This window comes from Brevundimonas sp. FV1ye28 (genome assembly GCF_058681135.1).
This window is the reverse complement of sequence record NZ_CM178731.1, coordinates 3,100,865-3,126,825: the sequence shown is the minus strand read 5'-3', so window position 1 is coordinate 3,126,825 and position 25,961 is coordinate 3,100,865. Positions and strand designations below refer to the sequence as shown.

The following is a 25,961-nucleotide window of genomic DNA, read 5'->3' as shown; positions in this document are numbered from 1 at the left end:
GAGCCCTGTGTTAACCCTGCCCCAAAAAAGCCGCCTCTGGTCAAGCTGAACCCCGCTCCGACCCGCCTGTTCTCATCGGCGGAAGGGCTGCCATTCCAGCCACGGGGAATCCGAATGGATGCCGAAACCGAAACCTTGATTCAGCGCTGGATTATCGCCTTCTGCGAGATGCCCACCCTGATCGACAAGGAACTGATGCGGGCCGTGCTCGCTGATATGGAGACCCAGACGACGGAGCCGAACCTATGACCGAAAAAACGTTCAAGGCCGGGGATACGGTTCAATGGGACCACTCCCAGGGAACCACGACCGGCAAGGTCGTCAGGAAGCTGACGAAGCCTACGACGATCAAGACGCACAAGGTTGCGGCCTCGAAGGAGAACCCCGAGTATCTGGTCGAGAGCGGCAAGACCGGCGCCCGCGCCGCGCACAGGCCGACGGAGTTACGCAAGGCCTGACCGGCCGTGCGACGAGGGGGCAGTGGATGAAGACCGATGTCGATGTCCTGATCGCCGGAGCAGGCCCGGCCGGGCTGACGGCCGCCAACTACCTCGCCCGCTTCCGGCGGTCGGTGCTGGTCGCCGACGGGGGGCAGCCGCGCGCGAGCTGGATCCCCCTGAGCCACAACATGCCGGGCTTTCCCGCCGGCATCACGGGTGACGCCATCCTAGCCCGGATGCGCGAACAGGCCGAGGAGTACGGGGCCCGCATCGAGGCGGGGTGGGTGGATCGGCTGAAGCTTGAGGGTGACCGCTTTATCGCCGCCTTCGAAGGCCGCGAAGTCCGCGCCCGCGCCGTCCTGTTGGCCACGGGCGTCATAGATCATCACCCCGACCTGCCAGATGTCGAGCGCGCCATCGAAAGGGCGCTGGTCCGCATCTGCCCCATCTGCGACGGCTACGAGGCCACCGACAAGGTCGTGGCCGTGATCGGTCACAGCGACAAGGGGGTGCGCGAGGCCGCCTTCCTGCGCACCTATTCGGACCGCGTGACCCTGATCCACATCGGTCCGCCCGAGGCTCTGACCGAGCGCGAGGCCCTGGTCCGGCTTGGGGTGGAGCTGGTCGAGACCCCGATCGAGCAAGTCCAGTTGGAGGGCGACCGCGTCACCGCCCTGTGCTGGAACGGCCAGTACCAGGCTTTCGACCTCGTCTATTCGGCGCTCGGCACGTCACCGAACGCCGACTTGGCCCAGGGCCTGAACGCCCGCCTCGCCGATGACGGCCGGCTCGAGGTCGACCTGCACCAGAAGACCAGCGTCCCCGGCCTCTATGCCGCCGGCGACGTCGTGCGGGGCCTGAACCAGATCGCCGTGGCAACCGCCGAAGCCGCCGTCGCCGCAACAGACATCCACAACAGCTTACGTCAGCAGGACGGCCAGACCGTCTAGACGAAGGCGGCCTCCCCGCCGCCCCTCAGGCTCGCATGATGCCCTGCAAGACGGCCAGAGGCACCGAACCGTTCAGCAGCATCCGGTCATGGAAGGCCTTGATGTCGAAGCCCGGCTTGGCCTCGGCTTCCTGGCGCAGGCCCTCGATCACGGTCTGCCCCAGCTTGTAGGAGCAGGCCTGGCCCGGCCAGACGATGTAGCGGTCGACCTCGGACTGGGCGGAGTTCGCGGGCGTGGCGGCCTCGGCGATCATGTAGTCGATGGCCCGCTGACGGCTCCAGCGCTTGTCGTGCAGGCCCGTGTCCACGACCAGACGCACAGCGCGGAACAGATAGGCCTGAAGGTAGCCGATCCGGCCGAGCGGATCGCCCTCGTACATGTTCAGGTCGTCGGCGGCGACGCGTTCGGAATAGAGGGCCCAGCCCTCGTTATAGGCCGAGAAGCCCGAGGCGCGACGGTAGATCGGCAAGGTCCCCGCCTCGCGCGCGACCGAAATCTGGAAGTGATGGCCGGGCACCGCCTCGTGATAGGTCAGGGTCTTCAGCGACCATTTCGGCCGGTTCGCCGTGTCGCGCAGGTTGATGTAGTAGGCGCCCGGTCGCGACCCATCCAGGGACGCCGCCTGATAATAGCCGCCCGGCGCCCCGATCTGGATCGACACCGGCACGCGGCGGATCTCCACCGGCGCCTGGGGCAGGGTCGAGAAGACCTCGGGCAGGCGCGGGGTGATCTCGGCCACCATCTCGTTCAGCGAGGCGATCAGGGCGACCTTGCCCGCGTCGTCGTTGGGCCACAGGTGCTGCGGGTCGCGACCGAGGGCATTGACCCGCTCGCCGACCGTGCCTTCGGTCATGCCGAGACCTTCGAGGATTTCGGCGATCTCGGCCTGGATCGAGGCGACCTGTTGCAGGCCGATTTCGTGTATCTCGGCACCGGTGTAGGTGGTCGTCGTGTAGCCGCGGATGCCGAGATTGTAGAGGCGCTCGCCCTGCGGAAGACGCCAGACGCCGACGTCTTCGGAGGCGCTCGGGCGCTGGGCCTCGAACACGGCGATCTGGCGGGTCAGGGCGGGTTTGACCTCTTCGTCGACGATCACGGCGGCGCGGGCGCCCCAGTCGCCGGCGACCGACTTCTCGCCCGTCTTGCGGACCAGAGCGACGACCATGGCCATCTCGGCGGCGGGGGTGTCGCGCAGCGTCTTCAACTGCGTCAGGGTCTTGTCCATGATCACGGCCGGCAGGGTGATGCCCGCCTCGGCATCCCGTTCCAGGCGCGCGTTTTCCTGATCGATCTGAACCGCAAAAGCCTTCAGTCGCGACAGGAAGGCCTCGGCGTCGGCGGCCGTCTCCAGCCGGTGCTGGTTGGTCATGAAGTCGGGGACGGTGAAGTAGGCGCCGCCGTTCTGCATCACGACATAGGGCGAGCCGATGAAGGGCAGGTCGGCGCGCATGGCGGCCGTCTCGGCCTGGAACTGAGACACCGCCAGGGTGACCTTCATGCTTTCGGACAGGTTGGTGGTCGGCCAGTCCTTGATCCGCTCCCACTGCGCCTTGGCCCGGGCATTGTCGGCGGCTTCCGCCTCAAGGCTCAGGTCGCTCAGCCTGCCCGCCAGATGGGCGCGGTCGTCCTTGTCGATGCCGAGACTTGTGGCGAAGGTCGGGCTGCGTTCGACGTTGTCGTAGAACCATTCGGTCAGCAGGGCGTCGAGCGCTGCGTCCTGTTGCGACTGGGCCGAGGTCGAAATCGGCAGGGCGGCGATGAGGCCGGCGCCGGCGGCGGACAGCATGAGACTGCGGCGATCGAGCATGGGCAATACCTTCCAGGGACGCGGGACGGGCGCTTTGTCACCCTGACGCAATTTAGGGTGACATAACGGACAAAACGGGTGGCCAGTCCATGAAAATCAGAGACTTGGCCGGCACCACAATGTCCGTGAGACGGCCTAGTCGGAAATTTCGGACATTAGAGAACGGCTGGCAATGTCAAAGACCGCTCGCGTTGACTTGGGCGTCACAAGCGCCGTTCGCAAGAGCGACCAAAGAATAAACTCCTACATACTATTCCGTGACATCGCCAAGCCAGGCCTGACGGAAGGCCAGCTGTTCGGGCGTGACTGAGCCGCCGCCGGCCTCGGTGCGGGCCAGACGGAAGGCGGGGTCAGCCACCAGACGCAATGTGGCGGATCGCTCCACGCCGCGCTGGAGGAAACGGATGGGAAGCTCGTCGCCCGGCTTTGCGGCGGCGATGGCGGCCGTCCAGTCGGCGGCGCCGGCCACGGTCGTCTCGCCCACCGCCACGATCTGATCGCCGCGATCCAGCCCCGCCTCGTACAGAGGCGTGCCGGGGGCGAGGGCTGCGGAAACGATCGCAGGCCCGGTCGGCGCGAACCGCACGGCGCCGGCCCAAGCGATGGTCGGATTGGCGGGGCGGATCACGATCCCGGCCTGTTCCAGCAAGGGGGCGAAATCGGGCAGTTCGCTGCCACGGATCTGGCGATCGAAGACATCTGCGGCAAAGGCGGAGTCGCCGGTCACCTCAGCCAGGGCGTTCTGGAGGTCGGCGGGCGTGTAGGGTTTCTCGTTCACCCCGTGGACACGCCACATGTGGCGCATCAGGTCGTCGAGCGACTTGCCCGGGAAGCGCTGGCGCAAGGTCAGGTCGAGGCCGAAGGCGATCACCGCCCCATACGGATAGTAGGAGGTGAAGATGTTGGGATTGGTCGCATCGATAGAGGTGGCGGCGTCGTTGAAGGGTGCCCGCAGGCTCATTTCCTGAGGCGAACCGAAGCGACGGCCCGGGGCGTTCTGGACGAAGTTCAGCTGGGCGCCCATCTCGCCGAGGAAGGCGTCGACGTTCGCCACCCCGGCGCGGCGGATGGCCAGTGGCCCGTAGTAGCTGGTGAACCCCTCGGCGAACCACAGGGACGGCGTGGGGTTGGCGCGTGTGAAGTCGAACGGCTCCAGCTCGGCCGGGCGGATGCGCTCGACATTCCAGGCGTGGAAGAACTCGTGGCTCAGGGTGCCGATCTGGTCGAACTCCGCCTGGGCGAAGGATCGGGTATCGTTGAGGATGGTGGAGTTGCGATGCTCCATCCCGTCGCCGTTCACATAGGGCAGGTAGTCGGCAATGAAGGTGTAGGTCCCGAAATCGAAGTCGGGCGCGTCGCCGAAGACGGCAATCTGGGCGTCCACGACCTTCTTGGCCATCTCGGCGAACCGATCCATCTCGGCCTCGGTCCCGCCGTGGTGGGCGGCGATGCGGATGGTGCGCGGCGTTCCGTTGTCGTCGATCGTCCACTGGCGCGTCATGTGGGCGCTGAGCTCCGTCGGCGAGTCCATCAGGTATTGAAGGTTGGGCGCGGCGAAGGTGTAGGCGTCGGGGCCCGGTTCCAGCTGGGTCGCGACCTGCCAGCTCTCGTCTAAGGGCTTGAAGGTGATCTCGACCGGGCGGTCGTCGTAGCCGGTCGCCCAGGCCAGGGTCGCGGGCATGTTCAGGTGGGCGTGGGTGGCGTCGATCTGCGAATAGGTCCCGTCCGACCGGTCGCCGAACAGGGTGTAGGAGAAGGTCACCGTGCCGTCGTGGCCGGGGACGGTCCAGCCGTAGGGATCTGTCCGCTCCACGCTGAGGGCACGGCCCTGCCCATCGACGGCTGAGACCGAATAGACGTTCTTGGCGAACTCGTGGATCGCGTAGCGACCGGGGGACGAGCGCGACATCTGGAACCGCACAGGGGCGGCGCCGACGTCGCGATAGGTGACGCTGATGCGGGCTTCGTGGTGGACGGCGTTGTCGAAGCTGACCTGGTATTCCTGGGCCTGGGCGGCACCGGCCATGAGGGCGGCGAAGGCGGCGGACAGCATCAGAGGGCGCATGGGAACTCCGGAACAGCGACGGCGCATAGGGGAGGAAGCCGGGCGGTGTGGCAAGGGGCGGCTTGCTCTCCCTCCCCCTCGGGGGACGGTCGTCGATGCGCTTGCATCGACGGGGTGGGAACGGCCGGTGATGCGGAGACGGGTCTGTGGTGTCTTGCCTTGCCGCCCCCACCCGGTCTCCGCTGCGCTCCGACCACCCTCCCCCAAGTGGGAGGGAGAGGGGAACTCACCCCGGCCGCAGTTCCTGCTTCACTCGTTCGGCCAGCGTCTTGATGTCCAGGGGCTTGGGCAGGAAGGACACGCCGGCCTCGTCCTGGAGCAGGTCGGAGAAGTCGCTCTCGGCATAGCCGGAGATGAACATGACAGGCGCGTCGCCGAGGTATTGGCGCGCCTTCTTGAGCAGGCTCGGACCGTCGAGACCCGGCATGATCACGTCCGAGATCATCATGTCGATCTGGCCGGCCCATTCCTCGGCCAGGATCAGGGCCTCTTCGCCGTCGGCGGCCTCGATGACCTCGTAGCCGCGCTGGCGCAGCAGCTTGGCGGCGATGCCGCGCACGGCGGCCTCGTCCTCGACGAACAGGATACGGCCGTTGCCCGACAGGTCGCGCGGGGCGGCCTTGACCTTGGCCTCGACGGGACCGGCCTCGATCAGTTCCTGTTCCGAGGCGGCGGGCAGGAAGATGCGGAAGGCGGCGCCAGAAACGCCAGAGGGGCCGCCTTCCAGATTGGTCACGCCGATATGGCCGCCGGCCTGCTGGACGATGCCGTAGACGGTGGCCAGCCCCATGCCCGTGCCCTCGTTGACCGCCTTGGTGGTGAAGAAGGGTTCGAAGATCTTGTCGAGCAGTTCGGGCGGCACGCCGGGGCCGGTGTCGGAGACCTCGATCAGGGCGCTCTCGCCGACGGGAGCGTCGCGCCAGCCCATGGCGTGGGCCTGGTCTTGCGTCAGGCGCCGCGTGGTGATGGTGACGACGCCGGCGCCCGGCTCGACCACGCCGCGCATGGCGTCGCGGGCGTTGACGGCCAGGTTCATGACCGCCGTCTCCAGCTGGGACTTGTCGGCCAGGACGACGGGGAGGTCACGGCCGTAGTCGGTTTCCAGCCGCACGTCCTCGCGCAGCAGGCGACGCAGCAGGACCGCGAACTCTCCGACCAGTTCGCCCAGATCGAGCCGCTCGCGACGCACCGTGGACTTCCTCGAGAAGGCCAGCAACTTGCGCACCAGGTCGGCAGCGCGGATGCCCGTCTGGCGGATCTGGTTCAGGCCGTCATAGGAGGGATCGCCGACCGGATGCCGCTCCAGCAGTTCGGACAGCTGCAGCTGGATCGCGGTCAGCAGGTTGTTGAAATCGTGGGCCACGCCGCCGGCGAGCTGGCCCACGGCCTGCATCTTCTGGGCCTGCGACAGCTGCAGCTCCATAGACTTCTGGGCCGAGACATCGAACAGCCAGACGCGACGCTTGCCGCCTTCTGGGGCCACATAGAGATGCAGCATCTTGTCGGGATAGGCGCGGGCGATCAGCTCGATCGGACCGGTCGATCCGGCGGCGATGCGGTCGCGGGCCTCGGTCACGCCAGTGGGGTCGAACAGGTGGCCGAAGGCGGCGTTGCGGGCCGCGGCCGGCCCCGTCAGGGTGGCCAGCGCCGGGTTGGGATCCTCGGCCCGGCCCGCGAAGATGTCGTCGCCATCGATCACGGCCGAACCGAACGGTGCGCCGGCGGCCATGGCGCGGGCGTCGCCGGCCGAGGCGGAATAGGCGGGCGCGACCGCGGGGGCCGGGGTGCTGCTGAGGGTCGCCTCGGGCGCCTCGCGGACCAGGTAGCGCCCGTCTCCGGCCAGACCGATCAGGACCTCGATCTCCCGGTCGCCGATCAGGACGATGGCGCGGCCCTGATGGCCCTGACGCGCCTGGGCGAAGGCCATGTAGAGGGCCTGGGCCGACTTGCCCTTCGGCAGGTTGACGGTGGCGCCGTTCTGGGATGCCCAGGCGCCGTTGTAGGCGAGCACCGCGCCCGAGGCGAAGACCAGGGCGGCGGGCTCGGCCATGGCGTCCAGCATCTCGACGGCCACGTCGCCGGCGGGACGGGCCGGCCTGTTGGTCTCGATGCGGTTGAAGGCGAACAGCCCCATCAGGGAGACGGCCGCGATCGTCACCATCAGGATCATGTGCGGCGTCGTCATGGGTCCGGCCTGAAACGCCGGCCAGGCCAGGGCCGCGATAGCCACCGCGAAACCGATCGCCATCAGGATGACGGTGAGGTCGAATTTCGGCGCCGACGGCGCGCTGGAGACGGTCATGGCATGTCGCCCCTGCGAATCAGTGGGCTGATCATACAGCCTAACGGCGTTTGCGCTTCTGCATGACGAAGCCGATGACCTTGGCGGCGGCTTCGAAGTGTTCGCGCGGGATGGTCTCGTCGATATCGACGGCGGCGTAGAGGGCGCGGGCCAGGGGTACGTTCTCCACGATCGGCACGTCGTGCTCCTTGGCCACCTCCCGGATGCGCAGGGCGATGGCGTCGACGCCCTTGGCGACACAGATGGGGGCGGCGTCGCCCTGGTCCGGCTCGTAGCGCAGAGCGACCGAATAGTGGGTCGGGTTGGTCACGATGACCGTGGCCTTGGGGACGTTGGCCATCATCCGCTGGCGGCTCTTCTGCATGCGGATCTGCTTCAGCTTGGCCTTGACGTGCGGATCACCCTCCGAGTTCTTGAACTCCTCCTTCAGCTCTTCCTTGGTCATCCGCTGGCGCTTGGCGAAGCGCATCTTCTGCCAGATGAAGTCGGCGCCGGCGCCCAGCACCAGAAAGACGATCGTCGAACCCATCAGGGCGACCATCAGGTCGCGGGCGAGCGGCAGGATGGTGAGGGGCGACATCGCCGCCATGGTCTCGAACTCGCGGGCATGGGGCTTGAGCACCATCCAGCAGATGAACGAGACGGCGATCAGCTTGGCGAAGGTCTGGGCGAACTGCATCAGGCCGTCGGGGCCGAAGATGCGTTTCAGGCCCGCCATGGGACTGACCTTCTCCCATTTCGGCTTCATCTTCTCGGCGGAGAACAGAAGACCGGACTGGAGGACATTGCCCCCCACGCCGCCGATGATGGTCGCCAGCATGACGGCGCCGAGGAAGGGCGTAATGGCCCAGAGCGCGCGCGTGCCGATCTCGACCCCGGCGCCGGCCTCGAGCCCGCCGATCATCTGATGGGGGGCGGCGATGAAGGGCAGAAGCGCCTCGCCGATGGTGGTCGCGAAATAGCTGCCGCCCATCACGATGACGGCGGTCGCGCCAAGCAGACTGAGAGCCGGGGCGACGTCGGCGGATTTTGCGACGTCACCCTTTTTTCGCGCCTCCTCGAGTTTGTGGGGTGTCGCCTCTTCTGTTTTGGACTCGGGATCCTTGTCGTCAGCCAAGGGTCCCTCCCGAAACGAACAGGTTGGCCAAGGCGCGGTAGCGGTCGATGAAGACCGTTCCCAAGACGCCCAGGGACAGGGCGAAGATCGACAGGCCCAGGATGATGCTGAGCGGGGCCGCGGCGAAGAAGATCTGGAAGGCCGGCATCACCCGCCCGACGAGACCGGCCGCCAGGTTGAAGATCAGGGCGAAGACGATCACCGGCGCCGACAGCTGGATGCCCAGCATGAAACTGTCCCCGAGCGTCCGGATGGCCAGTTCGGTAAAGTCGGCGGCGATCAACGGTCGGGCTGGGGCGATCAGTTCGTAGGACCCGACGAAGCCCGCGATGAACAGGTGATGGGTGTTGGTCGCAAAGATCAGCACCGTGCCGAACAGCATCAGGAAGGCGGCGATGGTCGTATTCTGGCCGCCCAGAAGCGGGTTGGCCGTCTGGGCGAAGCTGAGGGTGGTCTGCAGCGAGACGATCTCGCCCGCCGTCGACAGGGCGCTGGTGAAGATGCGCAGGATGACGCCGATCATCAGGCCGGTGATCACTTCCCTAAGCACCCAGCCCACGGTGGCGCCCAGACTGTCGGGAAGCGCCGGCAGGGTTCCCCCGACCACCGGCCAGAGGCAGAGCGAGACCATCAGGGCCAGGGACAGCCGGATGCGCGGCGGCACATAGGTCTCGCCGATGCCCGGCAGGGTCAGGATCATGGCTCCGATGCGGGCGAAGATCAGCCCGCCGGCCCAGACCTGATCGGCGGTGGCATAGGGCTCCATGGTTCGCCGCTACATGCCCGAAATGCGCGCCGCGATGGTCCGCATGAAGGCCCCCAGCAGGCCACCCATCAGCGGCAGGAACAGCAGGAGCGAGATGAAGATGGCGATGATCTTGGGCGCATAGACCAGGCTCTGTTCCTGGATCTGTGTCAGGGCCTGGAACAGGCCGATGCCCACGCCGACGACCAGGCCGACGATCAGGATCGGCGCGCACAGCTGGATCGTCAGCCACAGGGCGTCGCGACCCACATCCAGAACTTCCGCGCCGCTCATGCCTACTCCGTTGGCCTATCGGCCTTCGGCCTACTTGAGGCCGGCCCTAGAACTACTCGGCAGAAAATGCCGGGAGCGTGGTTAACGGGGCGTTAGCGTCGCCGGATTCAGGTCCGCCGATCGACCGGGTTCGCGACCGATGCGGCATCGGATAGGCCTTGCCGGGGCGCCGTCACGCCGCCTCCTCTGCGATCAGCGATCGGTGGGCTGCGACCCCGGCCAGGACGCCCGCAGCCGAAGCCAGTGTCGCGTTGTGCATCGGCTGGGCCGCATCGCCGGCGGCGAAGACGCCCGCGACCGTCGTCGCCTGCATGGCATCGACCTGGATATGCAGACCGGTCATCCCCTCGGCCAAGCCGCAGCCCAGCTGTTCGGCCAGGGGACCGGCAATGCGCGTCTTCGGCGCGGTGAAGACGGCCTCGATCGCGAGTTCGCGCCCGTCGGCGAGGCGGAGCGCCCGTGTCGCCAGTCCTTCGCCGAGCAATTCGACGACAGGTGTTCGTTCGATCGTCACCCCACGCGCGGTCAGCTGCGCGGCCTCCTCCGCCGTGGGTTCGAAGACCCCTTGTGTGAAATAGGTCGTCGGTCCCCAGTCGGGCAGCAGCAGGCCCTGATGGGCGGCCATGGGGTGGTTGGCGATGACGGCGATCGGCCGGTCGCGCACCTCGTAACCATGGCAATAGGGACAGTGCAGGACGCTGACGCCCCAGCGCGGCTGCATCGACGCCAAAGGCAGTTCGTCGGCGACGCCGGTGGCCAGAACCAACCTACGACCCGCCACGTCGCACCCGTCGCTCAGCCGTAGCCGAAAGCCTTCCTCGGTCGCCTCGACGCTCTCGGCTCGGCCGTGGAAGAAATCGAAGGTCGGGTAGGCCGACAACTGGGCCAGGCCCAGGCGCATGATCTCCGCAGGCGCGACGCCGTCCTGTCCCAGGAAACCATGCGACGCCGGGGCGAAGCGGTTCCGGGGCTCGCCCGCATCCACCAGCAGTATCTTCCGACGCGCCCTCGCCAACTGCATGGCGGCGGACAGGCCGGCGAAACTGCCGCCCACGATGGTTGCGTCATAGCCCACACGGCCTCCTTCATGTAGCTTCATGAGTTACGAGATAGGCTGACTATGCATCTCACGCAACTTGTTTTGTGTCGTGATGCCTTTGGTGTATGTTTGGCTCCATGCCGACCGACAGCCGACTGTCCCGAATGCTTCACGTCCTGATCCATATGGATCGGCACGGGGGGCCACTGACGTCAGAAGCCATCGCCGGGATGCTGGGCACCAATCCGGTGGTGGTGCGCCGGACCATGGCCGGGCTGAAGGCCGCCGGCTACGTCTCGTCCGTGAAGGGACACGGAGGCGGCTGGACGCTGGCAAGGGCGCTGGACCGGATCACCCTGCTGGACATCCACGAGGCGCTGGGGAACCCGAAACTGTTCGCCATCGGTCTGTCGGACGACGACCCGGCCTGCCTGATCGAACGGGCGGTCAATGCCGCGATGACGGAGACGCTGGGCGACGCCGAGCAGATGCTGCGGGCCCGTCTGGCCCAGGTTACCGTCGAAGCCGTCGCCCCCGACCCCGAGACGGTTCGCGCTTATATGGCGGCCAGGACGGTGGAGGCGTAGCTCTCCACGCGCGCCCGTAGCAAAGGGCCAAGCGGCCCGCTCCTTGCGGTCCAGACCTTCGAAGGAAGGTTTCCGATGGCTTGGACTGCAATTTCGACCCGAAACGAGACACCGCCGATTGCACGCGGCGGGTGGCTGGACGCCCTGCGTTTCATTGTGGCCTCCATGATCATCCTTCACCATTTCCAGGCCGCCGGCCCCGTGCCTCTGGCCGAGAGTCTGCATCCGGTTTTCGAGCGGGGCGGGTTCCTGCTGACCAACTTCTTCCTGATCGACAGCGGCTATGTGCTGATGCGGGTCTATGGCGGGGCGGTCGGGCGCGGTGCGATGTCGCCGGGCGAGTTCTTCATCAAGCGTTTCCTGCGCGTCTATCCGGCCCACCTGCTGATGGGGCTGGCGCTGGTGTCGCTGGTGCTGCTGAGCGCTGCGTTCGGCGTGGCGCCCCGTAATCCCGAATGGTTCGCCTGGGACCAGCTGCCGGCGCAGCTGACCCTGACCCAGGCCTTCGGCGTTCACGGCGGCCTGGGCTGGAACGCGCCGAGCTGGTCGGTCTCGGCCCTGATCGGCTGCTACGTCCTGTTCCCCTATATCCTGCGCGCGCTGAAGACGATGGGGCCCTGGGGCGCGGCGGCGGGGGTGATCCTGCTGTACCTGGTCGCCAACGAGGCCTGCCAAGCCTTCCTGGGCTATCCCGTCTACCAGATGCCGCTGAAGTTCGGCTTCCTGCGCGCCCTGCCGCTGTTCATCCTGGGCATGGGTCTGGCGGTGTTTTCTGAAAAGGTGTTCGTCGCCCCGCGTCTGGCCCGGATCGTCGGCATCTCGGCCGCCGTCGGTCTGGCCGTCGTCCAGTGGTACGGCAAGAACGCCCTGATCAGCCTGACCTTCATCTCGCTGATCATCATCGCGGCCGGCGCCATCCCGGTGCTGAAGCCATCCAAGCTGATCGAGCGGGCCAGCGTCGTCTCCTTCTCGATGTTCATCACCAACGAGGTGGTCCGCATTGCCTGGTTCGGCGTCGCCAATGTGCTGATCGCGAAATACGCCCTGTCGACGGAAGCCCAGTGGGTCATCTGGGGCGCGGGCGTCCTGGCCGCCGTCGGCTTCGCCTTCGCCTTCCACGCGGTGATCGACGACCCGATGCAGACGCAGATCAAGCGCTGGCTGGCGCGAGGCAAGACTCGCCGCCGCCCCGTCGAACAGGGCGCAGTGGTCTCGATCGAGGGTTAGGCTGGCTAATCCTCCCCCACTGGGGGAGGTGGCTCGAAGCGAAGCGTAGAGACGGAGGGGGCTCGCTTCAGACGCGGTGTTTGCGGGTGGCCCCTCCACCACTTCGTGGTCCCCCTCCCCCGATGGGGGAGGATTTAGTCGCCCGAGTTCATGTGCAGAATGTTGCCGTCGGGGTCTTTGAACCAGACCATCCTGAACCCGCCGGACTCGTGGATGCCGTTCGCATAGGTCGTGTCCGGCATGTCGTATTTCTCGAAGCTCACGCCCTTCGCGGCCAGGTCCGAGACGATGGCTTCGATCTCGTCGCCCACGCCCCAGACGACGGAATTGGCCTTGTTGGTCCCGGCGAACTCCGACACGTAGAGACAGATCACCGTCCCGCCGGTCCTGTACAGGGCGACGTCGTCACCCGACTTCGGATCGCGTTCGAGGCCGAGCGTCTCGCCGTAGAAGGCCTTGGCTCGATCCAGATCCTTCACGCCGACGATGGCGGCGGAGTCCTTGTCCTTCAGCATGGTCGTCTCCCTTTGATGTGCGGGGAAAGCGTGCCGGACGATCAACCCGTTCCCCTTTCCGTGCACCCCAGCCAAAGGCCGGGGTCCAGATGGCGAGTACGGTGCGAGATCCCACGGACCTAGTCTGTGATCTGGATCCCGGCCTTCGCCGGGATGCACGGAGGCAAAGCCGTCAGACTTCGTCCGCTTGCGGCCTGCAGGGCAATCGTGCGCATTGAAGGCCATGTCACCGAGTGCGCTTCGCGACGTCTACATCACCGGAACCGGTGCCTTCCTTCCCGGCGAGCCGGTCGGCCGCGACGCCATGGAGGATTACATCGGCCGAATCTCCGGCCGCAGTTCGGCGGTCGGCCGCCGCGCCCTGCGCTGGAACGGGGTCGAGACGCGCCACTACGCCCTAACGCCAGATGGCCGCCCGCTGCACTCGAACGCCTCGATGACGGCGGCGGCGACGCAGGCGGCGCTAGACGATGCCGGGCTGTCGGTCGGCGACCTCAATCACCTGGCCACCGCGACGACCCAGGGCGACTACATCGTCCCCGGCCACGCCAGCGCGGTGCACGCCGAACTCGGCGCCGGCCCTATCGAGATCGCCAGCTACCAGTCCGTCTGTGCCTCCGCCCTGATGGCGGCCAAGGGCGCCTGGCTTCAGGTCCGGGCCGGAGAAGCGGACGTCGCGGCGGCGGCGGCGGGCGAGTTCTCGTCCCGCTGGTTCCGGCCGGACTTCTACGAGGGCACGACCCTGGTCGATGCAAAGGGCCGGGCGCGGGTCGAGGCGGACTTCCTGCGTTTCACCCTTTCGGACGGCGCCGGCGCGGTCGTGATGGAGCCGGCGCCCAAGCGCGACGGCCTGTCGCTGAAGGTCGAATGGATCGACCTGACTTCGCTGGCGGGACGGTTCGATCCCTGCATGTGGGCGGGCTCGACCTTCGCCGACCGGGCGGACATGAAGAGCGCCTGGAGCCACTCCGGGCCGGTCGCGGCCCATGCCTCCGGGTCGGTCGCCCTGGTGCAGGATTTCGAGCTCTTGAAGATCGTCATCCGCGCCTGGATCGGGGTCTGGCTGGAGAAGGTCGATCAGGGCCGGATCGTCCCCGACGACGTGGACCACCTGCTGTGTCACTATTCGGCGCGGTCTCTACGGGAAGAGATCGTGTCGGTCCTCAAAAGCACCGCCGCCATGATCCCCGAGGAAAAGTGGTTCTCGAACCTGCCGACCGTGGGCAACATCGGCGCGGCGTCGATCTGGGTCATGCTGGACGAGTTCATGAAGTCTGGGCGGGCCAAAAAGGGCGAGAAGGTCCTGCTGATCGTGCCCGAAAGCGGACGGGCCATGGTCGGGTTCATGATGTGCGAGGTGGTGTGATGGCGGACGGAACGCGGGTTGACGATCAGGTCGCCGATACGCTGCGGAAGCTCGCGGTGGTCTTCGCCGACTTCGAACAGCGGCTGGAGGCGACGCCCCTGATCCGCAAGCTGACGCGCGGCCGGTTCGAACTGGCCGACTATCAGCTGTTCCTCATCAACCTGCGCCAGCAGGTGAAGGACGGGGCGTTGTGGATGAGCCGCGCGGCCTCGAACGTCGGCGAGAGCCACCTCGAACTGCGCTCGACCCTGATGCGCCATGCCGTAACCGAACACCGCGACTTCCGCCTGCTGGAGGCCGATTTCGTCTGTTCCGGCGGCGAGGTCGAGGTCATCCGCTCGGCGCCCAAGAACGTCGGCTCCGAGGCCATCTCGGCCTGGATGTTCCATGAGGCGTCGAAGCCCGATCCCTTCGGCCTGCTGGGCGCCATGTTCATCATCGAGGGGCTGGGCTCCATCAAGGCCGCGCCCTGGGGCCGGCTGGTCAAGGAACGGCTGAACCTGCCCGACGAGGCGGTCCGCTTCCTGCTCTACCACGGCGAGAACGACGCCGAGCACATGCAGGAGTTCGAGGAGATGCTGCGCATGGTCCTGCGCAATGACGACTCTGGGCGCGCCGTCGCCGAACGCATCGTGATGACCGCAAAGGTCACCGCCCGCCTCTACGCCCTGCAGATCGAGGAGATCGCCGCGTGAGCCTGTCGGACGGCGCGACGACGACCAAGGCGGACCCGTTCGACGCGGGCCGCTACGATCCGGCCGATCCGGACCCATGGCTGGCGCTCTATCTCGACCACTCCTTGCCGATCGACCCGCAGGCCAAGCGCGCGCTCTTGCTCGGCGCACGGTCGTGGTCGCGGCGCTGGCTGTTCCCGGTCTCGCGGCCTGCGGTCTTCCTGTTCTTCTGCCTGGTGAAGGTGCTGCGGGCCATCTCGCCCCGTTATCCGAACCTGAACGGCCTCTTGCACAAGTCCATTCACTGGGGCCTGCGCACCTTTGGCAGCCCTGAGTGCAACACGCTGATCCTGCGCCACTTCCACATCGGGACGGAGCTGATCGCCTTCATCAAGGCCAACGCCGGCGTCGATCCGGCCCTGGTGCAGACCGTCCCCTTGCGCCCCCTGACGCTGAAGGCGCTGGAGGACAATGTCTTCCTCCAGCACGACCTGAACATCTTCAACTTCATCATCGAGCTGAACCTGGCGCTGCGTCAGGCGGGCAAGGAAATCACGCCGAAGGATCGGGTCGATTTCTCGATGCTGACTGACATCGACCCCCCGTTCGAAACCTTCCCCACAGGCGCGCTGAACCGCATCGACATCCAGACGGCGGTGGAGTTCTACACGCCCCTCTATGCCCTGATGCTGCCGCGCGCCGATTTCATGCGCGCCAGCCACTCGCTGCAGCTGGACGAGATCGTCGGCATCTATATCGGGCGCATCCTGGGGACCGACTACCACATGCATTTCGTCAAGAACGGCCACCCGCTGGTAACCCTGTCGACGCTTCAGGCGGGCTTCCGGCTGATGATGCACGGGCTCGATTGCGAAGCCATGCACGGCTGGCTGCGGGTGCTGAAGGCGAGGCAGGAAGCGGGCCTGCCGCTCGATCCGCGCGACCCCACCGGGGGACCGGAGCTGGCATGAGCGAGACGGCGCACGATGGCTGGCGGTTCTGGATCGACCGGGGCGGCACCTTCACCGACATCGTCGCCCGCGCCCCGGATGGTGCCCTGACGACCGCCAAACTGCTGTCCGACAACCCGGACCAGTACGAGGACGCCGCCGTCGAGGGCGTCCGCCGCATCCTGGGTGCCGGTCCCGGCCCTCTGCCCGCCGGTCTCGTCGCCGACATCCGCATGGGCACGACGGTCGCCACCAACGCCCTGCTGGAACGCAAGGGCGAGCCCACCGTCCTGGCCATCACCCGAGGATTCGGCGACGCGCTGCGCATCGGCTGGCAGGCCCGCCCCGACATCTTCGCCCGCCACGTCGTCCTGCCCGAGCCCCTGCATGACCGGGTCATCGAGATCGACGAACGCGTCCGCGCCGACGGGGCGATCGACCGCCCCCTCGACGAGGTCGCAGCCCGCGCCGATCTGACGGTCGCCTTCGCCGAGGGCTATCGCGCCCTGGCCATCGTCCTCGTCCACGGCTGGCGCTTCACCGATCACGAGACCCGTCTGGCCGCCCTCGCCCGCGAGATCGGCTTCACCCAGATCTCGGTCAGCCACGAGGTCGGCGCCCTGATCAAGCTGATCGGGCGCGGCGACACCACCGTGGCCGACGCCTATCTGTCGCCGGTGCTCGACGCCTATGTCGCCCGCGTCGGTCGCGCGCTCGGCCCCGACACGCCTTTGATGTTCATGCAGTCGTCGGGCGGCCTCGCCAGCCCGAGCGCCTTCCGGGGCAAGGACGCCATCCTGTCCGGACCGGCCGGGGGCGTTGTCGGCATGGCCGCGACCGCCGAGGCCGCCGGCTTCGACCGCGTCATCGGCTTCGACATGGGCGGCACCTCGACCGACGTCTCCCACTATTCCGGCAGTTTCGAGCGCACCTCCGACGCCGTGGTCGCGGGCGTTCGCCTGCGCGCCCCCATGCTGTCGATCCACACGGTGGCGGCCGGCGGCGGCTCCATCTGCCGCTTCGACGGCTCGCGCCTGCGCGTCGGGCCAGAGAGCGCCGGCGCCGTGCCCGGTCCCGCCGCCTATCGTCGCGGCGGGCCCGTGACCGTGACCGACTGCAACGTCCTGCTCGGCAAGCTGCGGCCGGAGTTCTTCCCCGCCGTCTTCGGCCCGAACGGCGACCAGCCGCTCGACCGCGCCGCCGTCGCGCAGAAGTTCGACGCCCTCGCCGCCGAGGTCGCCACCGCCACCGCCACCGGCCGTCCGACCGATCCGCTCGACCTCGCCGAGGGCTTCGTCGCCATCGCCGTCCAGAACATGGCCGAGGCGATCAAGTCCATTTCCATCCAGCGCGGCCAAGACCTGACCGGCTATGTGCTGAACTGTTTCGGCGGCGCCGGCGGCCAGCATGCCTGTCTCGTCGCCGATGCGCTGGGCATGACGACGGTCATGCTCCACCCCTTCGCGGGGGTCCTGTCCGCCTACGGAATGGGCCTCGCCTCGGTCCGCACCATCCGCCAGACGACCGTCGCCGCCCCTCTCGCCGCCGCATCCGACGCCGGCTTCGCCGACCGCGTCACCGCCCTCGACGTTGAGGCCCGCGCCGATCTCCTGGCCCAGGAGCTCCCCGTCGCCACCATAACCACCGAGGCCCGCGCCGAGATCAAGTTCGCCGGCAGCGACACCCCCCTGACCGTCCCATTCGGCCTCGCCGCCGACATGGCCGCCGCCTTCGAGACCCTCCACCGCCAACGCTTCGGCTTCTTCGCGGAGGACAAGGCGCTAGTTGTCGAGACTCTGGAAGTCGAGGCGATCAGCTCTCCCTCCCCCTCGGGGGAGGGTGGTCGGAGCGAAGCGGAGACCGGGTGGGGGCGGCAAGGCAAGGCCCCACAGTCTGTCGCCACGTCGCCTGGCCCTCCCCACCCGGTCGCTGCGCGACCACCCTCCCCCGAGGGGGAGGGAGAATCTGTGTGCGTCCCCGTCCGCCTCGCCGGCATGGACCACGCCACCCCCGTCCACCACCGCGACGCCCTGCCCGCCGACGCCACCGTCACCGGCCCCGCCCTCATCCTGGAATCCACCGGCACCACCGTCGTCGAGCCCGGCTGGACCGCCCGCGTCGACGCCTGTGCCAACCTGATCCTCGAACGCACCACCCCACTCGCCGGCCGCGCCCCGATTGGAACCCATGCCGACCCCATCCTGCTGGAGGTGTTCAACAGCCGCTTCATGGCCTGCGCCGAACAGATGGGAGAGGCCCTGCGCGCCACCGCCTATTCAGTGAACATCAAGGAGCGGCTCGACTTCTCCTGCGCCATCTTCGACGGCTCGGGCGCCCTGATCGCCAACGCCCCGCATATCCCGGTCCACCTCGGATCCATGGGCGAGAGCATCCGCGTCGTCCTCGCCTCGCGCGGCCAGAGCATGCAGCCCGGCGACGTAGTCATGCTCAACGCCCCCTACAACGGCGGCACCCACCTGCCCGACATCACCGTCATCATGCCGGTCTTCCTGGGCCAGGAGACGACGCCCGCCTTCTTCGTCGCCGCACGGGGCCACCACGCCGACGTCGGCGGCATCACGCCCGGCTCCATGCCCGCCTCCTCGACCACCGTCGAACAGGAGGGCGTCCTGATCGACGACTTCCTGCTGGTCGAGGCCGGCCGCCTGCGCGACGCCGAAACCCGCGCCCTGTTCGCCTCGGGAGCCTACCCTTCCCGAAACGTCGATCAGAACATGGCCGACCTGAAGGCCCAGGTCGCCTCCTGCCAGCGCGGCGCGGACGAGCTCAACCGCATGGTCGCCGAATTCGGCCGCCCGGTCGTCGAGGCCTATATGGCCCATGTCCAGTCCAACGCCGAGGAAGCCGTCCGCCGCGCCATCGCCGCCCTGAAGCCCGGTTCGTTCGCCTATGAGATGGACGACGGTGCCGTCATCCGCGTCCGCATCGAGGTAGACCCCGACGCCCGCACCGCCGTCGTCGATTTCACGGGAACCAGCGACCAGCGCCCGACCAACTTCAACGCCCCTCTGTCGATCACCCGCGCGGCGACCCTCTATGTTTTCCGCACCCTGGTGGACGACGCCATCCCGCTGAACGAGGGCTGCATGAAGCCCATCACCCTTATCGTGCCGGAGGGATCGATGCTGAACCCCCGCTATCCGGCGGCCGTCGTCGCCGGCAATGTCGAGACCAGCCAGGCGGTGGTCGACACCCTCTACGGCGCCCTCGGAATCCTGGCCGCCAGCCAGGGGACGATGAACAATTTCACCTTCGGCGACGCGACCCGCCAGTACTACGAGACCATCGCCGGCGGGGCGGGCGCGGGACCGAATGCTCCGGGCGCCAGCGCCGTCCAGAGCCACATGACCAACAGCCGCCTGACCGACCCCGAGGTGCTGGAAACCCGCTTCCCCGTCCTGCTGGAGGAGTTCTCCATCCGCCGAGGCTCCGGCGGCTCGGGCGCTGCCAAGGGCGGCGACGGTGCGACGCGGCGGGTGCGATTCCTAGAACCCATGACGGCCGCGATCCTCTCCGGCCACCGCAGGATCGCGCCGTTCGGCGCGGCGGGCGGCGAGGCGGGCGAGGTCGGATCGAACAGCATCGAACGTGCGTACGGGGCGGTCGAACCGCAGGGCTGGACTTCGGAGGGGCCCATGAGCCCCGGCGATGTCTTCGTTATCCACACTCCCGGCGGCGGCGGGTTCGGCAAAGCCTAACCTTCTCCCGGAGGGAGAGGGCTTGAGCGCACGGCGGCGATAGCCGTCGTTCTGGCGCGAAAGGGTGAGGGGTAATGTCGCCAACCGGTAAGGGCAAAACCCCTCACCCTTTCGGCTGAAGACGCATCGCTCCGCTCTGCGAGCCTCAAGCCCTCTCCCTCTGGGAGAGGGAAGCACAATGGTGCATCGTCCCGGACTCGGAGGGACTCAAATGCTCGTACTGCTCGGAATACTGGTCGTGGTCGCGGGCTTCGTGGCCCGGATCAATCCGCTGCTGGTCATCCTGGCCGCCGCCCTCGTCACCGGCGTCTGCGCCGCCATAACCCCGGGCGTCAGCCTCTTCGCCCTGTGGCAGGCCGCCGCCGCCACCCTCGCCGCCTTCGGCGAGGCCTTCAACGACAACCGTTATTTCCATGTCGTCTGGCTGATCCTGCCGGTCATCGGCCTGCTGGAACGCGCGGGCTTGCAGGAACGCGCCCGCATGCTGATCGCCAGGGTCAAGGCCGCCTCCGCCGGTCGCCTGCTGGTCGTCTATCTCTTCATTCGCCAGGCCACCTCGGCGCTGGGCCTGACCTCGCTCGGGGGCCATCCCCAGATGGTCCGTCCCCTCGTCGCTCCCATGGCCGAGGGGGCCGCCGAGATCGAGGCAGGCGGCACCCTGCCCGACGACGCGCGCTACCGCATCCGGGGCATGTCGGCCGCGACCGACAACATCGGCCTGTTCTTCGGCGAGGACATCTTCATCGCCATCGGCTCGATCATCCTGATGGTCGGCTTCCTCGAACAGGCAGGCATTATCGTCGAGCCGCTTCAGCTGTCGGTCTGGGCCATCCCCACCGCCATCGCCGCATTCCTCGTCCACGGCGCGCGTCTGCTGATGTTCGACCGTGAGGTCCGCAAGGCGATCTCTGCCGCCCCCTCGGAGGCCAGCCAATGATCACCCTGGATCAGGTCTACATCCTCGTCGGGCTGATGTTCCTGGCCTTCGCCATCCTGACCTTGCGCGACGCCGCCCATCCGACGCGGATACGCAGCGCCCTGTTCTGGGGCCTTCTCGCCGGCTCCATGCTGTTCGGCTCGTATCTCGGCGGCCTCGGCAACGGCCTTCTGGTCGTGGCCCTCGTCGCCCTGGGCGGACTGTCCAAGCTCGGCGTCGGCAAGCCGGAGACCACCATGCCGGAAGAGCGTCGTGACAGCGCCGTCCGGCACGGCAACGCCCTTTTCCTGCCCGCCCTGATCGTGCCGGTCGTCGCCGTCGGCGGGACACTCGCGGCCAAGCACACGGAATGGGGCGCGGCCCTGTTGTCCTCGACCCAGACCACCCTGATCGCCCTCGCGCTCGGTTGCCTCATCGCGCTCGCCGCCGCCATCGCCTGGTTCCGCCCGCCGGCGACCGCCCCCCTTCACGAAGGCCGCCGACTGATCGATTCCATCGGCTGGGCCGTCCTGTTGCCCCAGATGCTGGCCGCTCTAGGCGCCATCTTCCTCGCCTCCAACGTCGGCGGCGTGGTCGGGGAGGTCGTGACCCAGGCCGTGCCGATGAGTTCGCCCCTGGTCGCCGTCGTCGCCTACTGCCTCGGCATGGCCCTGTTCACCGTCATCATGGGCAATGCCTTTGCCGCCTTCCCGGTCATGACCGCCGCCATCGGCCTGCCCTTCGTGGTGCATCAGTTCGGCGGCGATCCGGCCATCGTCTGCGCCATCGGTATGCTGGCCGGCTTCTGCGGCACCCTGCTGACGCCCATGGCCGCCAACTTCAACGTCGTGCCGGCAAACCTGCTGGAACTGCCCGATCGAAACGCGGCCTTCAACGGCGTGATCCGCGCCCAGGCCCCGACCGCCCTGATCCTGCTTCTGGTCAACATCGCCCTCATGTACGCCCTCGCATTCCGGTTCTGACATGACCCACGCCCTCGACGCCGCCACGGCTGCCCGCTTCGCCCAGGCCGCGCTCGGCCATGTGACGAAGGAGTATCCGAACAAGCTGGACCACGTCCTGAACGGACCCGGAGACGCGCTGGGCCCACGCGCCCTGCATCCGATCTTCTTCGGCAGTTTCGACTGGCACTCCTGTGTCCACGGCTGGTGGACGCTGTTCACCCTGCGCCGCCTCTATCCCGTGGCGCCCGAAGCGGCCGCCATCGCCGATCTGGCGGACGAGTTGTTCACGTCGGCGAACGTCGCCGTCGAGGTCGCCTATCTGGCGCGACCCTCCAGCCGAGGGTTCGAACGCCCCTATGGCTGGGCTTGGCTGTTGATGCTGCAGGCGGAGCTCCAGCGCCACGCCGATCCACGGGGCCGGGTCTGGGCCGAGACTCTGCGCCCGCTGGCCGAGGCCTTCGCCGACCGGTTCAAGGCCTTCCTGCAGATCTCGACCTACCCGGTACGAACCGGGACCCACTACAACACCGCCTTCGCCCTGCGTCTGGCGCTGGACTATGCCGAGAGCGCCGGAGACACGGAGTTGACTGATCTGTGCCGCGCCGCCGCCCTGCGCTGGTATTCGGCCGATCGCGACTGCCAGGCCTGGGAGCCATCCCAGGACGAGTTCCTGTCGCCGACCCTGATGGTATCGGAACTCATGCGGCGTGTGATGCCGGATGGAGACTTCCCGGCCTGGTTCGATCTCTATCTGCCCCGCCTCGGAGGTCGCGAGCCCATGACCCTGTTCGCCCCCGCCACGGTCAGCGATCGCTCGGACGGCAAGATCGCTCACCTGGATGGGCTGAACCTCTCGCGCGCCTGGTGCTGGAGGGGGATCGCTTCGGCTCTGCCGGTATCGGACCCACGTCGGGCCGTGGCGCTTGAGGCGGCGGAAGATCACCTCGACGCTGCCCTGCCCCATGTGACGGGCGACTATATGGGCGAGCACTGGCTGGCGAGTTTCGCGATGTTGGCGATTTTGACCGACGTCGACTGATCGGTTTGACGATGCCGGCGGCGTCCGCCGCGGCCGGGATTTCGCGCAAACGAAAGGGGCGGCCGATGCGATCGGCCGCCCCTGACTTTTAGCCGTACACGCGCCTTAGAAGCGGGCGGTCAGACCGACGTAGTAACGACGGCCCAGCAGATCGTAGCTGGACGGATCGGTATTGGACGCGATCGACGGGGTGTAGACCGGAGCCAGCTCGTCGGTGAGGTTGTTCACACCGGCGCGCAGCGACACCGTATCGTTGACCGCCCACGAGGCGTTCAGATCGAAGTAGTCGATGGCGTCGATGACCTGAGCGCGGTTGTTGAAGTTTTCAACCGAGCCCTGGTAGCGCCACCGCACGCCGATGCCGACAGGACCTTGGTTCCAGTTCAGCGAGGTCAGGAACTTCCATTCCGGCAGGGTCAGGCCGAACGAGTTCGAGATCGTGCCCGTACGTTCGGTGAAGACGCTGCCCGGCAGGTCCTGGCGTTCCCAGTTTTCGAGCCAGGTGCCGGTGAAGTTCAGAGCCAGTTGGCCCCAGTCCGGTGCGCCGATGTCGGCCAGAGCGGCGCGCCAATCGACCTGGAAGTCGATGCCCGAGGTCCGCAGAGTGCCCAGGTTGGAGTTGGTCTCGAACGTGTTGTTCAGAGCGCCGGTGCCGCGATCGCGAGCGAACAGCTGGCAGTAGGTGTTGGCGTTCGAATAGGCCGTGTTCGAGGATCCGTCGAAGTTGAAGCAACGACGCAGCTGCTCGGTGACCGACACGGTGCCGACCACGTCCTCGATCTCGATCTTGTAGTAGTCGACCGAGCCCGAGAGGTTCGAGAGCCAGGGGTTCGAGAACGGCGACTGCCACACGATACCGTAGGTGAACGAGTCGGCGCTTTCTTCCGTCAGCAAAGGGTTGCCGCCGGTCAGGCCCTGCGTCTGGTTGTTCGGGTTGGTGTAGGTGTCGACGATCTGCACCGGTACGCCTTGCGTGATGCAGAGCGCGCGAACGGCGGCGTTGGTCGAAGCGGCCAGGTTCGAACCAGAGGTCGAACGATAGGCCGAGCGGATGTCGCAGGGATCGCCCGACAGTTGCGGAACACCGGCGCTGGAGGCTGGCGAACCGATTGACGGGAAGTTGACGTTCTGAGGGCCGAACAGTTCGCCGATCGACGGCGCACGAACGGCGCGTTGGATGCCGCCACGAACCCGGAGGCCCTCGACGATCTCCCAGTTCACGTCGGCCTTGTAGGACTCGACGCTGCCAACCGACTGGTAGTCCGAGATCCGGTAACCGAGGTTGGTTTCCAGGCTGCGGATGAACGGCAGATCTGCCAGCAGCGGGATCAGCAGTTCGCCGTAGGCTTCGGCGACCTGGTCGTTACCTGTCAGCGACTGGCCGGCGTTGAAGCCAGCGATGTCGAACTGGCTGGTCAGGGCGCCCGACGCGGTCGGCAGCAGGGCCGTGGCTGACAGCGAGGAGTCCGCCAGGAAGCGGTAGTCCTGCTCGCGCCAGCTGCCACCGAAGGCAGCGCGAACTTCACCGGCCGGCAGGTCGAACAGACCGCCCTGCAGGTTGATTTCGAAGATGCGCATGTCGTTGACGGTCGTGTTCTTCGACAGACGGCCGATGTAGGAGGCGCAGGCCGAGCTGAGAGCCGATTCACCGAACGGGTTGAAGCCGCCGGCGCACAGCGAGGCGCCGCCGTCCGAGGCGTCCAGCAGACGCTGAACGGCCGAGCGGGACACGTTGCCCGACTGGCTGGTGGTGTTGTCGACGCGGCCGTAGGACAGGTAGGCGTCGTAGGTCCAGTCGCGCGTCATCGGCAGGTCGCCGCGGAGACCCGTGGTGATCTGGTAGACGGTGTAGTTCTCGGCGCCCATGCGCGGACCGAGCGCGTTGAAGCGCTTGTTCAGCTGGAAGTTGGCGGCGGGGTTCGGGCGGCTGTTCAGCAGCGAACGCAGCTCAGGCGTGATGAACGGGTTGGTCGAAGGGACGCGGAAGCCCGTGCCGGTCGCGGCCGGCGTGGCGGCCAGAACGTTCGCGCTCTCATACTGCGAGAACAGGAACTCGGTATAGACTTCGGCCGAGGGGTTGATCTCGTAGTTGGCGGCGCCGAACACGTTGTACCGCGTCTGCGGCAGGATCATGTAGTTCAGCGGACCGGTGTTGTACGAGAAGTCGGTCTGCTGCAGCGGGCCAGGAGTACGGAAGCCCTCGTAGTCGATCGAACCTGGCGAGACGAAGTCGCGAGCGCCTTGGTAGGTGAACAGGGTGCCGTTGTTGTTGAAGCCGAAGGTGTTGGCCGGCAGACCGCCCGCGATAATCGCGCTCACGGCAGCGGCCGACGGCAGGTTGGTGCCTTCGAACAGGGTCGACCCCAGAGGCGAGGTGCCCGAGAAGCCCGAGATCGAGGCGAAGTCGCGGTCGGCGTTGTACAGCAGTTCACGGTTCGAATAGTCGAACGACAGAACGGCGTGACCGCGGCCGTCGGCGATGTCGCCGCCGATGGTCAGGTTGACCGAGTCGGTGCCGGCGTCGTTACGGTCCGACTCGCCGTATTGCAGGTCGATCTGAACGCCTTCGAAGTCGTTGTTCAGCAGGAAGTTCAGCACGCCGGCGACGGCGTCCGAGCCGTAGGTCGACGAGGCGCCGCCCGTGATCGTCTCGATCGACGAGATCAGCGAGGTCGGCAGGATGTTCAGGTCGACGACCGACGAGGCGTTCGACGAGATCACGCGGCGGCCGTTCAGCAGCACCAGCGTGCGGCCGGTGCCGAGACCGCGCAGCTGCACGTTGGCCTGGCCGCCGGCCGAAGGGTTGTTCGAGGAGGCGTTGGCGGCAGGCGTGAACTGCGGCAGTTCGTTGATCAGGGTGTCGACGTTGACCGAACCCGTGGCCTGGAAGTCTTCCTGGCTGACGGTGACGATCGGCGAGTTGGCGACATAGTCCTGGCGGACGATGCGCGAACCCGTGACGACGATGTCGTCAACCGAGTCCTGATCATCCTGCGCGTCCTGGGCCATGGCCGGCGCGGCCATCAGCGAGGCGGCGGCGACGAGAGCGGCGCCTGCGAACATTGAGGTGCCGAGAAGTCGGCGACGATAGGTGGTGTCGGTCAAAGGGGCTTCTCCATGAGCAGTCTGTTTTTGAGGTCGAACCTGCCGGCTCGCCCGCTCCAGTGCCGCGAACGCAACTTTGGAGCTTGAGCCAAAGCGTTACCGGAGACCGCCGGCGGGTCAACGACAATGGCCAAAACGC

21 protein-coding genes are annotated in these 25,961 nt (G+C 67.2%); 12 read left to right on the top strand and 9 right to left on the bottom strand.

The window, feature by feature from the left end:
- Positions 1-114: 114 nt before the first annotated feature.
- The 3 genes from ACW171_RS15385 to ACW171_RS15375 are packed head-to-tail and all read left to right on the top strand — an operon-like array spanning position 115 to position 1,390.
- Positions 115-249 (top strand): hypothetical protein, encoded by a 135-nt coding sequence (locus tag ACW171_RS15385; protein WP_492094500.1) that lies wholly within the window; start codon positions 115-117, stop codon positions 247-249.
- The gene (locus ACW171_RS15380; protein WP_492094499.1) at positions 246-458 is read left to right on the top strand and encodes a hypervirulence associated TUDOR domain-containing protein; all 213 of its coding nucleotides are present in this window, start codon (positions 246-248) and stop codon (positions 456-458) included. The genes ACW171_RS15385 and ACW171_RS15380 overlap by 4 nt, the downstream gene beginning before the upstream one ends.
- 26 nt (positions 459-484) lie before the next feature.
- Positions 485-1,390, top strand: coding sequence for an NAD(P)/FAD-dependent oxidoreductase (locus tag ACW171_RS15375; protein ID WP_492094497.1), 906 nt, complete (start codon positions 485-487; stop codon positions 1,388-1,390).
- A 25-nt stretch (positions 1,391-1,415) separates the two neighbouring features.
- On the opposite strand, the gene ACW171_RS15370 is transcribed toward ACW171_RS15375, so the two are convergent.
- The 7 genes from ACW171_RS15370 to ACW171_RS15340 all read right to left on the bottom strand — a co-directional run bounded on the left by ACW171_RS15370 (position 1,416) and on the right by ACW171_RS15340 (position 10,795).
- Positions 1,416-3,197, bottom strand: coding sequence for a DUF885 domain-containing protein (locus tag ACW171_RS15370; RefSeq protein ID WP_492094495.1), 1,782 nt, complete (start codon positions 3,195-3,197; stop codon positions 1,416-1,418).
- Between the two features lie 250 nt (positions 3,198-3,447).
- Positions 3,448-5,262, bottom strand: coding sequence for a M61 family metallopeptidase (locus ACW171_RS15365; RefSeq protein WP_492094493.1), 1,815 nt, complete (start codon positions 5,260-5,262; stop codon positions 3,448-3,450).
- A gap of 226 nt (positions 5,263-5,488) precedes the next feature.
- Complete coding sequence (cckA, locus tag ACW171_RS15360) at positions 5,489-7,564, bottom strand: cell cycle histidine kinase CckA (protein WP_492094491.1); 2,076 nt, start codon at positions 7,562-7,564, stop codon at positions 5,489-5,491.
- 40 nt (positions 7,565-7,604) lie between these two features.
- Positions 7,605-8,681: a flagellar biosynthesis protein FlhB gene (flhB, locus tag ACW171_RS15355; RefSeq protein WP_492094489.1), complete on the bottom strand. Its 1,077-nt coding sequence runs from the start codon at positions 8,679-8,681 to the stop codon at positions 7,605-7,607.
- On the bottom strand, positions 8,674-9,447 hold the full coding sequence (gene fliR / locus ACW171_RS15350) for a flagellar biosynthetic protein FliR (RefSeq protein WP_492094487.1): 774 nt from the start codon (positions 9,445-9,447) through the stop codon (positions 8,674-8,676). The genes flhB and fliR overlap by 8 nt, the downstream gene beginning before the upstream one ends.
- A gap of 9 nt (positions 9,448-9,456) precedes the next feature.
- Entirely contained in the window at positions 9,457-9,720 is a 264-nt protein-coding gene (gene fliQ, locus ACW171_RS15345; RefSeq protein ID WP_492094485.1) for a flagellar biosynthesis protein FliQ, read from the bottom strand.
- Positions 9,721-9,892: 172 nt separating this feature from the next.
- Positions 9,893-10,795, bottom strand: coding sequence for an NAD(P)/FAD-dependent oxidoreductase (locus ACW171_RS15340; protein WP_492094484.1), 903 nt, complete (start codon positions 10,793-10,795; stop codon positions 9,893-9,895).
- 89 nt (positions 10,796-10,884) lie between these two features.
- Between ACW171_RS15340 and ACW171_RS15335 the strand changes: the two genes are divergently transcribed.
- Together ACW171_RS15335 and ACW171_RS15330 are read left to right on the top strand one after the other, a co-directional pair.
- Positions 10,885-11,346 (top strand): Rrf2 family transcriptional regulator, encoded by a 462-nt coding sequence (locus ACW171_RS15335; RefSeq protein WP_492094483.1) that lies wholly within the window; start codon positions 10,885-10,887, stop codon positions 11,344-11,346.
- Positions 11,347-11,421: 75 nt separating this feature from the next.
- Positions 11,422-12,573: an acyltransferase family protein gene (locus tag ACW171_RS15330; RefSeq protein WP_492094482.1), complete on the top strand. Its 1,152-nt coding sequence runs from the start codon at positions 11,422-11,424 to the stop codon at positions 12,571-12,573.
- Between the two features lie 134 nt (positions 12,574-12,707).
- Here the strand turns inward: ACW171_RS15330 and ACW171_RS15325 are convergent, their stop codons facing one another.
- Entirely contained in the window at positions 12,708-13,088 is a 381-nt protein-coding gene (locus tag ACW171_RS15325) for a VOC family protein (RefSeq protein WP_492094480.1), read from the bottom strand.
- A 223-nt stretch (positions 13,089-13,311) separates the two neighbouring features.
- Here ACW171_RS15325 and ACW171_RS15320 point away from each other — a divergent pair, with 223 nt between their 5' ends.
- The 7 genes from ACW171_RS15320 (at position 13,312) to ACW171_RS15290 (ending at position 22,717) form a co-directional block, all read left to right on the top strand.
- On the top strand, positions 13,312-14,454 hold the full coding sequence (locus ACW171_RS15320) for a beta-ketoacyl-ACP synthase III (protein ID WP_492094478.1): 1,143 nt from the start codon (positions 13,312-13,314) through the stop codon (positions 14,452-14,454).
- Entirely contained in the window at positions 14,454-15,149 is a 696-nt protein-coding gene (locus ACW171_RS15315; protein WP_492094476.1) for an iron-containing redox enzyme family protein, read from the top strand. The genes ACW171_RS15320 and ACW171_RS15315 overlap by 1 nt, the downstream gene beginning before the upstream one ends.
- On the top strand, positions 15,146-16,099 hold the full coding sequence (locus ACW171_RS15310; RefSeq protein ID WP_492094474.1) for a DUF6999 family protein: 954 nt from the start codon (positions 15,146-15,148) through the stop codon (positions 16,097-16,099). The genes ACW171_RS15315 and ACW171_RS15310 overlap by 4 nt, the downstream gene beginning before the upstream one ends.
- On the top strand, positions 16,096-19,797 hold the full coding sequence (locus ACW171_RS15305; RefSeq protein ID WP_492094472.1) for a hydantoinase B/oxoprolinase family protein: 3,702 nt from the start codon (positions 16,096-16,098) through the stop codon (positions 19,795-19,797). Before ACW171_RS15310 ends, ACW171_RS15305 begins: the two co-directional genes overlap by 4 nt.
- Positions 19,798-20,008: 211 nt before the next feature.
- Complete coding sequence (locus ACW171_RS15300; protein WP_492094470.1) at positions 20,009-20,734, top strand: DUF969 domain-containing protein; 726 nt, start codon at positions 20,009-20,011, stop codon at positions 20,732-20,734.
- A complete protein-coding gene (locus tag ACW171_RS15295) occupies positions 20,731-21,696 on the top strand; it encodes a DUF979 domain-containing protein (protein ID WP_492094468.1) in 966 nt (321 codons plus the stop codon). Before ACW171_RS15300 ends, ACW171_RS15295 begins: the two co-directional genes overlap by 4 nt.
- A gap of 1 nt (position 21,697) precedes the next feature.
- Entirely contained in the window at positions 21,698-22,717 is a 1,020-nt protein-coding gene (locus tag ACW171_RS15290; protein WP_492094466.1) for a DUF2891 domain-containing protein, read from the top strand.
- 105 nt (positions 22,718-22,822) lie between these two features.
- Here ACW171_RS15290 and ACW171_RS15285 read toward each other — a convergent pair whose 3' ends face one another.
- Complete coding sequence (locus ACW171_RS15285; protein ID WP_492094465.1) at positions 22,823-25,822, bottom strand: TonB-dependent receptor domain-containing protein; 3,000 nt, start codon at positions 25,820-25,822, stop codon at positions 22,823-22,825.
- Positions 25,823-25,961: the final 139 nt, after the last annotated feature.

What these genes read in the sequence shown, in the direction of transcription:
- ACW171_RS15380 (WP_492094499.1), top strand. Translation starts at nt 246, where the DNA reads ATGACCGAAAAAACGTTCAAGGCCGGGGATACGGTTCAATGGGACCAC.
- fliQ (WP_492094485.1), bottom strand. Translation starts at nt 9,720, where the DNA reads ATGAGCGGCGCGGAAGTTCTGGATGTGGGTCGCGACGCCCTGTGGCTG.
- ACW171_RS15330 (WP_492094482.1), top strand. Translation starts at nt 11,422, where the DNA reads ATGGCTTGGACTGCAATTTCGACCCGAAACGAGACACCGCCGATTGCA.
- ACW171_RS15315 (WP_492094476.1), top strand. Translation starts at nt 14,454, where the DNA reads ATGGCGGACGGAACGCGGGTTGACGATCAGGTCGCCGATACGCTGCGG.
- cckA (WP_492094491.1), bottom strand. Translation starts at nt 7,564, where the DNA reads ATGACCGTCTCCAGCGCGCCGTCGGCGCCGAAATTCGACCTCACCGTC.
- ACW171_RS15290 (WP_492094466.1), top strand. Translation starts at nt 21,698, where the DNA reads ATGACCCACGCCCTCGACGCCGCCACGGCTGCCCGCTTCGCCCAGGCC.
- ACW171_RS15370 (WP_492094495.1), bottom strand. Translation starts at nt 3,197, where the DNA reads ATGCTCGATCGCCGCAGTCTCATGCTGTCCGCCGCCGGCGCCGGCCTC.
- ACW171_RS15295 (WP_492094468.1), top strand. Translation starts at nt 20,731, where the DNA reads ATGATCACCCTGGATCAGGTCTACATCCTCGTCGGGCTGATGTTCCTG.
- ACW171_RS15385 (WP_492094500.1), top strand. Translation starts at nt 115, where the DNA reads ATGGATGCCGAAACCGAAACCTTGATTCAGCGCTGGATTATCGCCTTC.
- ACW171_RS15365 (WP_492094493.1), bottom strand. Translation starts at nt 5,262, where the DNA reads ATGCGCCCTCTGATGCTGTCCGCCGCCTTCGCCGCCCTCATGGCCGGT.
- fliR (WP_492094487.1), bottom strand. Translation starts at nt 9,447, where the DNA reads ATGGAGCCCTATGCCACCGCCGATCAGGTCTGGGCCGGCGGGCTGATC.
- ACW171_RS15300 (WP_492094470.1), top strand. Translation starts at nt 20,009, where the DNA reads ATGCTCGTACTGCTCGGAATACTGGTCGTGGTCGCGGGCTTCGTGGCC.
- ACW171_RS15375 (WP_492094497.1), top strand. Translation starts at nt 485, where the DNA reads ATGAAGACCGATGTCGATGTCCTGATCGCCGGAGCAGGCCCGGCCGGG.
- ACW171_RS15320 (WP_492094478.1), top strand. Translation starts at nt 13,312, where the DNA reads ATGTCACCGAGTGCGCTTCGCGACGTCTACATCACCGGAACCGGTGCC.
- ACW171_RS15325 (WP_492094480.1), bottom strand. Translation starts at nt 13,088, where the DNA reads ATGCTGAAGGACAAGGACTCCGCCGCCATCGTCGGCGTGAAGGATCTG.
- ACW171_RS15335 (WP_492094483.1), top strand. Translation starts at nt 10,885, where the DNA reads ATGTTTGGCTCCATGCCGACCGACAGCCGACTGTCCCGAATGCTTCAC.
- ACW171_RS15305 (WP_492094472.1), top strand. Translation starts at nt 16,096, where the DNA reads ATGAGCGAGACGGCGCACGATGGCTGGCGGTTCTGGATCGACCGGGGC.